6 protein-coding genes and 4 pseudogenes are annotated in these 9,757 nt (G+C 57.0%); 3 read left to right on the top strand and 7 right to left on the bottom strand.

Annotated elements, in window-relative coordinates:
* From BM190_RS38120 to ectB, 3 genes and pseudogenes are all read right to left on the bottom strand, one after another.
* Positions 1-329: pseudogene (locus BM190_RS38120) on the bottom strand (transposase); the annotation flags it as partial.
* A gap of 260 nt (positions 330-589) precedes the next feature.
* Positions 590-1,432 carry a 2OG-Fe(II)-dependent halogenase WelO5 family protein gene (locus BM190_RS38115; RefSeq protein ID WP_092262972.1) on the bottom strand — a complete coding sequence of 281 codons (843 nt, stop codon included), beginning with the start codon at positions 1,430-1,432 and terminating at the stop codon, positions 590-592.
* A complete protein-coding gene (ectB, locus tag BM190_RS38110; RefSeq protein WP_092262985.1) occupies positions 1,429-2,682 on the bottom strand; it encodes a diaminobutyrate--2-oxoglutarate transaminase in 1,254 nt (417 codons plus the stop codon). The genes BM190_RS38115 and ectB overlap by 4 nt, the downstream gene beginning before the upstream one ends.
* A gap of 986 nt (positions 2,683-3,668) precedes the next feature.
* Between ectB and BM190_RS41470 the strand changes: the two are divergent.
* From BM190_RS41470 to BM190_RS38095, 3 genes and pseudogenes are all read left to right on the top strand, one after another.
* Positions 3,669-3,980, top strand: a pseudogene (locus BM190_RS41470) (transposase); the annotation flags it as partial.
* 212 nt (positions 3,981-4,192) lie between these two features.
* Positions 4,193-4,408: a hypothetical protein gene (locus BM190_RS41680; protein ID WP_092262968.1), complete on the top strand. Its 216-nt coding sequence runs from the start codon at positions 4,193-4,195 to the stop codon at positions 4,406-4,408.
* Between the two features lie 441 nt (positions 4,409-4,849).
* Positions 4,850-5,793 (top strand): annotated as a pseudogene (locus BM190_RS38095) (IS3 family transposase); the annotation flags it as partial.
* A gap of 95 nt (positions 5,794-5,888) precedes the next feature.
* On the opposite strand, the gene BM190_RS40115 reads toward BM190_RS38095, so the two are convergent.
* From BM190_RS40115 to BM190_RS38080, 4 genes and pseudogenes are all read right to left on the bottom strand, one after another.
* Entirely contained in the window at positions 5,889-6,617 is a 729-nt protein-coding gene (locus BM190_RS40115) for a hypothetical protein (RefSeq protein WP_143109181.1), read from the bottom strand.
* A 624-nt stretch (positions 6,618-7,241) separates the two neighbouring features.
* A pseudogene (locus tag BM190_RS40110) lies at positions 7,242-7,396 on the bottom strand (IS66 family transposase); the annotation flags it as partial.
* A 135-nt stretch (positions 7,397-7,531) separates the two neighbouring features.
* Positions 7,532-7,762: an IS66 family insertion sequence element accessory protein TnpB gene (gene tnpB / locus BM190_RS38085; RefSeq protein WP_092262961.1), complete on the bottom strand. Its 231-nt coding sequence runs from the start codon at positions 7,760-7,762 to the stop codon at positions 7,532-7,534.
* 726 nt (positions 7,763-8,488) lie between these two features.
* The gene (locus BM190_RS38080) at positions 8,489-9,505 is read right to left on the bottom strand and encodes a cysteine synthase family protein (protein ID WP_092262959.1); all 1,017 of its coding nucleotides are present in this window, start codon (positions 9,503-9,505) and stop codon (positions 8,489-8,491) included.
* Positions 9,506-9,757: the final 252 nt, after the last annotated feature.

Genomic DNA, 9,757 nt, shown 5'->3' with positions numbered 1-9,757 from the left:
CCGTTCCGACAGGCTCATGACGGCCTGCAGATGCGCGACCGCAGCGCGCTTGGCGGCGGGCCCTACCATTTTTTTGAAAGAAGCTCGCGAAGAGCGGCCGCATCGAGCATCTGCTCCGCCAGAAGCTTCTTCAGCTTCGCATTCTCCTCTTCCAGGGCCCTCAGCCGCTTCGCCTCGGAAACGTCCATGCCGCCGAATTTGGCCTTCCAATTGTAGATCGTCGCTTCCGAGATCCCATGCTTGCGTGCCAGGTCAGCCGTCTTCGCCCCAGCATCATGCTCCTTCAATACTGCGATAATCTGCTCTTCCGTGAACCTTGCTCGCTTCATCTGTCCGTCCTTTTTTGGGCCGGACTCTAACTCCTTCTGGAGGAAATACTCAGTGGCAGGTCACACCGCAGCAACGACCGGTCGAAGAGCTCAAGCGAATAGGCTCGTCACATGGATGCTCGCCTCCAGCCCAGAACCGGCTGGTTTGGGAATCTTCACTCGATTCAGCTTAACACAATCATCCTCTAATACTTGCTTTTTTGTGAATCAGCTCAGACTGAGAACTGCGGCGGAAACCAATCCATTTGGCCGATCAAACTTTAGGTCCACCAGAGGACGAGATCCGGTCGCGCAAATCCCAGGAAGCAGTTCAGCACAAGGCGACGCTTTCCATTCGCTGATTGTCGAGTCACCGCGTGAACGAAACCGCCGTCGATCAGGGCGATGTCACCTGCTTTGAGGCTGAAATCGTGATAGGGAATCGGCTCAAGATAGGTTATCGAATAGGGATATCCCGTTTTCTCCACACCTTGGGACTTTCGGTCAATAGCGGTGGGCTTATGGCTCCATATCCGCAGGTCGCCTCCCTTCTCGGCCATGCTGGCATAAAAGTTAAGCGCGACGACGGTATTTCTCGCTACCCCAGCAAGCTCGTAGTCTTTCCCGGCGCATAGGACCTGAGCTACGTCGTCGTGAGCCTCCAACACATACGGACCTGCGCCAGACCAAGAGAGAGCGCGGCAAATGTTTGCCTCAGCGTGAGCCGCACGAGCCAGCCTTAATTCAATGCCCTGAGTGTGAAGATCACGTTTTAGCGCCTCGAATAATCCGCGGACCGGATCAACCAAAGTCCCGAAGAGGGCGCCGACGGAGGTTTGCGCATTTCTTGATTCTGCGAAATATGACGCAGCATCCTTTTGGTAGTGAGATGCGCCGACATATTGTCCGGGAACACCGTCGTTCCGCTCCTTCAGAGCGGGATTAGAAACAAAGTTTGCGGTTATCTGGTCCGCTACTTCGATACTAAACCCGCCTTTGATGTGTAAAGCGGTGATCTCACCTTTAAGTACCGAGATGATCTCAGCAGTGCAGATCGTACCTGTTCGCTCTCTAATCACAAGAGGCGAAATGGCTGCCGTTTCGGATAATTGCGCGGTCGTCATTGGCTTGCTCCCTGTAGTGCAGTTTCGAGGATCGACATCGCATGTTCGAGTTCGTCCTCTGTGATGGTTATCGGCGGCAAGACTTTGATGACATCGCGATTCGATCCGGACGCTTCAATTAACAGTCCGTTTTGAAATGCGATGTCGTGCACGCGGCTAACAACGGATTGTGAGCGGCACTTGAGGCCTGCCATCAGACCGCGGCCGCGCTTTTGCTCGATGCACTTCGGAAACCTCTCAACGAGGCGATCTAGATGTGCTTGCAGCTTCGCCGTTGTGCGCTCGACGCTGGCCGTAAACAGTCTGTCTGACCACATTTTGAACATGGCCCCTGCGGTCACGAACGCGAGATTATTGCCTCTGAAAGTCCCGCTATGCTCTCCGGGACTCCATATGTCCATATCGGGGCGGATCAGAACAACCGAGAGCGGATTGCCGGACGCGCTTAGTGACTTCGAAAGGCACACAATGTCAGGCTCAATTTTGGCGAACTCGAAAGAGAAGAAATCGCCCGTTCGCCCCGCACCTGCCTGAATGTCATCGACGATCAAAACAACGCCGTGCTTGCGGCAGACGCCCTGAATTTCTGTCAGCCAAGCTGCGGATGCAGTGTTCATGCCGCCTTCCGCCTGGACGGTCTCCAGAATGATCGCCGCTGGCTTTTCTATCCCGCTCCCTGGATCGCCGATCAGGTAATCGATGTAAGCTGCAGAATCAAATGCATGACTTGGATAGCCCTCATAAGGGACGCGGATCACATTGTGGCGAGCGATTCCGCCCAGCTGCATTGTCGAAGCCGCCCCCGAAACAGCCAGAGAACCAAGCGACATCCCATGAAATGCGTTTGTGAACGCCATAACATTTGCGCGGCCAGTATATTTTCGGGCCAACGCCAGTGCCGCTTCATTCGCGTTTGTACCTGTGGGTCCTGGAAACTGTATCTTGTAAGATAGTCCTCTTGGTTTCAATATCGAGTCGACAAACACTTCGATGAATTCACGCTTTGCGGCTGTATACATATCAAGCGACAAAAGGATGTTCCCGCCGGCAAGATATTTTATTGCCGGGGCTATAATGTTGGGATTGTTGTGTCCGTAGTTGAGCGCGCCGGACCCTACAAAAAAATCAATATAATTCTTACCGGCCTCATCCTGAATTGTCGCTCCAATTGCTTTTGTAAAGACTGTTGGAAACGATCGTCCGTACCGACGAACGTTCGACTCATAAGCCGTGAAAACATCAGTATTCATTTCATTTTCCATCTGTTACGAGCCTCGCATTGACGATAGACGTTCTTACCCCGAAGCATTAATTGGGACCATTTCAGCAGTCGTGCGAAACTAAAACTACCGGAACCCATTTCCTCGTTAATCGCCTTCAGTTGTGAGCAGGCGCACGGCTGCGGATTGGATTGCCAACATCAAAGGAGATTGCGCTCACTATCTGAGTGTCGGCGAAGATTTGATGATTCTCGACCTCCGAATAATTGGCTCGCCGCTCGACATTGACTCTCCTTTCCAAGGAAGCCGTTCATCGACCAGGCAATCCTGTTCACGGATTTGCGCGATCTTGGCTAAATTCAGGGCCGGCGCTGTGCGCGTTCTAGTGCAAGTTTCGCGTATCTACCGCAGTGGCCAATTAACTACGTGAAAAGAGCGAAACAACGAAGCTACCAATCGTGGTAGTCTGCTATGTTTCGAGCGTACGTTCCAATCCTGTTGTCCAGGTCTCCATCTATTGCGGAAGCCAGAGATGGCATGGCCTGCCAGATGGAGTTAGGACGGAGCAAGGTTCACGGAAGAGCAGATTGTGCCGAAGGAGCACATGAGGCTGAGGCTAGATGGCCGACTTGGCTCGCAAGAATGGAATGATCCTTGCGAGCGGTCGTCACCCTTCTCGAAACGGCGGGCGTTTTCGATCATCTGCGCGGATGGGAAGATGATCCAGTTCCTGCTCCAGCGACCTCGAGACACGGCCCGATCGTGCGATCTCACCAACGAGTAACGGCGTTTCGGGAATGTGAGCCGTTGGGGATCTACGGACATTTCGGCTTCATCGGCAGGAAGGGCTCACCCCGCGCAAGCTACCGGCCGACCGCAAGGCCATGGGAAGCCTCGACGTGATGCGGTCAAGTCCGATGCCCGCTGGTCCTTGGACTGATCTCATGCCGGCAAACTGGACCATTTTTGGCTGAAGTTTTTCACATCGATTCCCCCACTGGAGGAGACGACGGACGATGAAGGCCTCGCGTTTTCGGACGGCCAACGCATTTCATCCTGAAGCAGGGCAGTGACGAGATTGCGGTGGCGGAGATCTGCCGCAGGGCCGGGATCAGCCAGGTTGACCTACTTCAACTGCAAGAAAAAGTATGACGGACTGCTGTCGACCGAGATGCACGGCTAAAGCAGCTCGGAGGAAGGAGAACGGCGGCTGAAGACGCTGGTGGCGGACCTGTCCACAAGGAGATGCCGCAGGACGTGATCTGCCGAAAGCTATGAGGCCTGACCGGTGCAAAGTCCGCAACGAATGGCAGGTCTCGATCCGCAGAGCCTGAGCGGCGTGGCGCGAGATGATCGGTTGTGCGGCCCAGCGCCTGATGGAGCTGGAAGTCGAAAGCCAGACCGGGGTGGCCTATGGCGAGAAGCCTCCGCCGCGCTACGGCGGCGCTTCTGGGGCGCGCGTCCGGCGGTGCCCGGGGGTCCGCCGCTGGCGTTCGCGATCAGGCTTGAATAGTGGGCTAGCTGCCCGTGCAGGCCGCTCATGGCCGTGGTGCAGGAAGCCCATGTGCAGGGGGTCTCGACCCACTCGGTCGATGACCTGGTGCAGGCGATGGGCATGAGCGGCCTCTCCACGAGTCGCAAGTCTACGGCGCGCTCGAGCGGCGCGAAGGATAGCTTGGCGGCGTATTTATTCGCGCGTCATGTTTATCTTGACCGAGTGATATCGCCGCCGGCTTCCATTCTCTGGAGAATGTAATGGCGGCGGCCTGGAGCACCGACCGGTGACGTTAGATGGAACCCCTCTGCGCCCGGAGGGGCCCCTGCCGAGCGGTCGGTTGAGACTCATGTCCAGCGTCGACCTGCGGGTAAATATCGTGTAAGTCGCGCCGAAGGGAGCAGGTCATCTAATGGTGCCTGACACCAACCATCGAGGAGCTTCGCGAGGACGTCAGCAAGTCGGCGCCTCGGCATCAACGCCATTGAGATTTCACGTGTTAATCAGCAAAGCCGACTACGTCCAATTCTCGGCGTCCTCGTCGCAACCACCGCAGAAGGGGAGCTCTTGGTCTCGAGCTTGATTTCCCGCCTCCCAGGCTCGACTACGTCCGTGTGCCCGTCGTCAAGGTAGAGCGTCAGCTCCATCGGCGCGCCGCATAGCGCAGAGAGCCTTCCGGTGAGCTGCTGCCGGACACCGAGATTCCCGGCCACGGGGCAGATGTAGCCGGAGCAGCAGGAGATCGAGCGGTTGCGCCGTGAGGTCGCCATTAAAGGCCGAGCCAGATATCTAAAAAGGCCGCAGTGTCTTCGCGAAGGAAGCGACATGAAGTTCGTCTTCATCGCGAAGCACCGGGCGATCTGGCCGGTGGCATGGCTATGCGATTCGGGCTTCCATGCCTGGCTGAACGGCTCGCCCAGCGCCAGATCCCGCAGCGACGAAGAGCTCGGCGGCAAGGTCAAAGCCAGCTTCATGGGGAGTGATCGCACCTATGGTGCGCGCCGAGATTGGTGTGATCTGCTCGCCGATGGGGCGGACTGTGGCCTCCATCAAATCGAACGGCTGCTGCAACGCTTTGCGGGCGCGGCCGCGACGCCGGCGCTTGCCGAACAACAGCGGCCGTGGCGACGAACCTCCTTGACCGGCAGTTCGCTCGCAGAGCGGCCAAACCAGAAGTGAATCGCCGACTTTACGTATCTTTGGACGCCCGAGGGCTGGCTCTATGTCGCAGCGGTAATCGACCTGTTCTCACGCTGGGTGGTGGGCTGGTTGATGAGCGCCGCCATGACGGCACACCTCGTAACAAACGCACTTGTAGTGGCAGTCTGGCGGCGGGGTAAGCCGGATGCGCCGTTGCACCACTCGGACCAGGGCAGCCTGTACACAAGCGAGCAGTTCCAGCCCCTAATGGCCGACCACGGCATCGTTTGCATGAGCCGTTCCGGCAGCGTCTGGACAATGCGGCGATGGAGAGCTTCTTCTCGTCGCCCAAGACCGAACGGACGGAGAGCAAAACCTACAGGAAGAGACGAGGCGACAGCCGATGTTTCGACTGCATCGAGAGATTTTACAACACGACCCGCAGGCATCCGACGATCGGCTATCTCGGCCTGGTTGAGTTCGAGCGCAAGCTGGGGTTAGCTTAACCGGGTGTCCATCGAACGGGCAGCAGCTCACTGTCTCGCTCATCTGTGGGAGGTCACCGCCTTGCACGTGCATCTTGGCCAGCGTCCTGACCCACCTAAGTACCGCTCGAATGTGGGGGCAACAAGCCTGCTACAACACTCAGCTCGCCTCGGTCGCGATGAACGAGGGTTTTCAACTCCTCACCTGTCCGCCACAACAGCCAGTCGTCATCCACAAGGTTGTCCTCCTGCAAACGCAATATCGATCCTCCGGGCTCACAATGCTGAGGATCGTATACGCCTTTATCGACTGACCACCTCCCTGCCAAACCAACTGAAAAATCGGGAGCCCACAGAGCAAAAGACACGCAGCGCGCTATTCTTCCCATAATCTTTGGAAGACCTTGTCCCCGAAAGTCTTTGCGAACCCAAATATCGCCGTGGAAAACGACTTTCCCGGTAATCTTCTTCGCGGTGGGTGCTCTGCAAATACAACGGTCGCTCGGATGTGCGTGTCTAGCCGGGTCAGCGTAAAAGAACTTTAGCGATTCGAGATGTTCTGCTAAGTTGCTTTGCGAGAGATCATAAAGTCGAGCAGCCTCTACAAGCGCAACCATGTTATTGTCGTCCACGCCGATGATCCAATATCCCTCGCCCAATCTGATCGGTGAGCGATCAGGTCGGAAAATTGGATATGTCGGCCCTTTGGTTGGGAGAGTACGTGTGATCGCGACGTACTCATGGAAGTTAAATCCTATCGAGAGTTTGATGCTCTTTTCGGAAGCGGGCCTATCATAAAGATGAAGAAATTGTGAGACGTCTATCGGAGTGATCGCGCTTTGCATGGTACACCTCACAGCCTTGTAATAACCGCGTACGTTCGTGCCGGGCTAGCCGTTCAAAACGTAGACAATCTACAAAATTCGAGACACTACCTACTCTGGTGAGGAACATCGGAATAACTGGCTACTAGAGCCACAGGTCCCTTTTTGGGGTAGCCAAAGCGGTGCATCCCGATGCGGCACGCCCATTCGACCGGCGCTAGCGCGACCCGATTGTCACAAGTCGCAAACTGTCCGCAGGACCCCGGATCATCGCGTCGTGAGCGCGGTGGCCTTGTCTCAGATAGTGCTCGGCTCTATGAACAGCTTCGACTGTCTCTTTGGTTTCTCAGAAGGTTGTCCATCTGGTCTGAACCGAAGAAGCTGAGGTTGCGAGGCTTCAACGTTCCACGAGAGACCAGATGCGCGTCCATAAGGATGCGCCTTTTGACGCCCAAAAAGGTCGACAGGCTAGGGCGAGGCGTGGTCGAGAGCGGGCTGAGACAGGCCGACGCCAAATGGGTCAAGCGGTTCCGCGCAGAAGATGTGAAGCGCCTGCGCGATCCTCATCAAGGTCCTTTCATCGCCAAGGCCAACCTCCCCTGCCAACAGGGTCGAGACATTGTGACGCCAGCGCCACACGGGCGGCTGATCCGCGCCCAGCTTTTCCGAGGACCGACCGAACTGCACAGCTTTCGCAAGCTTGAGCAACCGCTCGAGCATGGCACAGCGCTCCAGCAGAGCTGCAGCAAAGGCGAGCAACTCGGCGGGATCGCTGGCAGCTTATCGGGCAAATCACTCATTGGCCCGAGTCTGCTGTGCTCCGCGCCCAATGCAGCGGACATATTATTCCTTACGCAAGTGCTTCGGCTGCGGGATTCGAGGCGCATGCATGCGTGTCCAGTCAATGCCGGCCAGAAGTCCGGATAGCAGCGCCATCAGGCCCTCAACAACAGGAGGCCATTGAAGGCGCTGCCTTTGAGCCGTTTCCGATACAGAACAAAGCCGCTTCCATCCCAGACGACAATCTTCGCCCGATCCAGGCGCTTCGCACGGAACACCACTGCCATGCCCTTCATCGGGTCGTGGCCCAGCCTCTCCTTCGCTGATAGCGCCAAGCCGTCCGCTCGCTTTCGGAAGTCTACAGTTCGGGTTGCAACGTAAATCATGAGACCAGGGGTCCGTCAGCATGAATGAACGTGTCCATCGCAGTGCCATGAACACACCACTTAGCACCGATGCCAGGCGTCCCGCGTACCTCCACCCGTGCACCTTGGAGTTCAACAGGAACAATCACCTTGGAGGCGCTGCGAGAAAAAGTTAACGCTGAAGGATCTAGCGCAGCCTACCAGGTGCATGTGAACCAAATTCGTGGGCCGCCTCGCCATCCCCCGCCAGCGCCCGCGTCGAACGCCCGAACCGCTTGATCCTGAAGCTGCTTCTTTGCCGACGCCGCCGGAACGCCGTCGGCGATGGAGCGAGGATGAACGATGTCGGATCATTGCACAGGTGGCGACGGCATCCTGTGGCGCAGTTCGCGCGGGACCGCGATATTTCGACCGGGTCTGATTTACAGATCGGTGTCAATTCCACAATGATCACTTTCCCGGACGGTGCGTCTTCTTTGATCGGCTCCGCTTCCATCACTGGTCCACAAAGCCGGGTCAGCAAGTTCCTTGCGCGAAGTCGGCGGCGCCAGGTTCACGTGAATTATCGGCCCTCTATGAGACTTGGCCATGGTTCCAATTTCTGTGAAGCGCCGGTCGCCCGTTGAATGTCGGGCCACAGGGAAAAACCGCAACGCCGCAGTTTGCTGCCGCCGCTTCGACCAGCCGTTCGCTAAGGTCGATGCAAGGTACCTCCCGATGCTGGGTTTCCGGGCGGCGGCACTATCGTCAACTTAGGTTGCGTCCTCCCTTTGCGAAGAGCCACTTGTCCAACTGGGCGGCGATCGTTGGATCGAGCAAGCTGCGCTTAGCCATCCAGTCGTCGTCGAAAATCGTGCTCAGATATTTCTCGCCCCCATCAGCGACCAGTGTTACGACCGTACCGGTGAGCTTGCCTGCCGCAATGAATTCCAAGGCTTTGTAGATAGCTCCGCCTGAAGACCCACCGACTAGAAGTCCTTTGCGCCTGGCGATGTAACGCGCGGTCTCGAAAGCTTGAGTATCGGTCGCCTGTACGCCCTCATCGATGCATCCATAGTCCAGGACTTTGCCGACCGCATCACCCGCCGGCATGCCAGTGCCCGATTGGTAATAGGGATGCGCAGGTTTTCCGAATATGATGGATCCAGCCGGCTCCACGCCAATCGTGCGCACCGTCGCCTTATGACGCTTTAGCCGTTGCGCAATACCGGTCATGGAGCCGCCGGTGCCAACGCATCCGACAAAGGCGTCAATGCCACTGGGAAGTTGCGAGATCAGTTCGTCGACGAGAGCGGCATAGCCTTCCGGATTTGCGGGATTGTCAGATTGGTTCATGAATAGCGCGCCGCTAAGATCTGCGGCGAGCTGTGCCGCTAGGCGCTCCCTCTCGACAACGGCCACTTCGTTTTCCGCAAACTCGCCTTCAACATACCGGATCTCGGCGCCGAGCGCCTCCATCATCCGGACTTTGTCGGGTGCCGCATGGTGGTCGACGACGGCGATAAAGTGCAGGCCAAAGTCCAACGCTGAGAGAGCCAAGCCGATACCCGTATTGCCAGAAGAGGATTCAACGATCGTACCGCCTGGAGCAACGCGCCCATCCTTCAGCGCAGCCAGGACCATGCTTCGCGCCATGCGGTCCTTCATCGAGCCGCCGGGATTATTTTTTTCCATCTTTAGCATCAATCTGGTGTCCCGGTTGGGAATGTCAATCGACATTACCGGCGTCTGCCCGATCAATTCGGTTATGGTCTTGTGCAGCATAGCATGCCTCTCCTGTTTCTTTGGTGAGTGGGCGTCCCTTGTGCGGCTGCACGGCAACGCGGGCGGGGGGCTAACCGGTGGATTTCGTTTCGAGATGACCCAACCGCCACCGCAATTGGCGCGTTCTACTCAGTAGCTTGCGTCGCGGGCGAAGATCCGCAATCTGCTGCAGAGAACGTCCTCATTCAAGGAGGCAATGACCGGCAGTCGCGACAGCAACGTAGGCTCAGATGTGGGTGCGGCGAATGCCCG

Origin of the sequence: Bradyrhizobium sp. Rc3b (genome assembly GCF_900114915.1) — a bacterium.
In the GTDB taxonomy this organism is placed as follows: Bacteria; Pseudomonadota; Alphaproteobacteria; order Rhizobiales; family Xanthobacteraceae; genus Bradyrhizobium.
The sequence above is the reverse complement of the archived record's forward strand: the minus strand, read 5'-3'. Positions and strand labels throughout refer to the sequence as shown.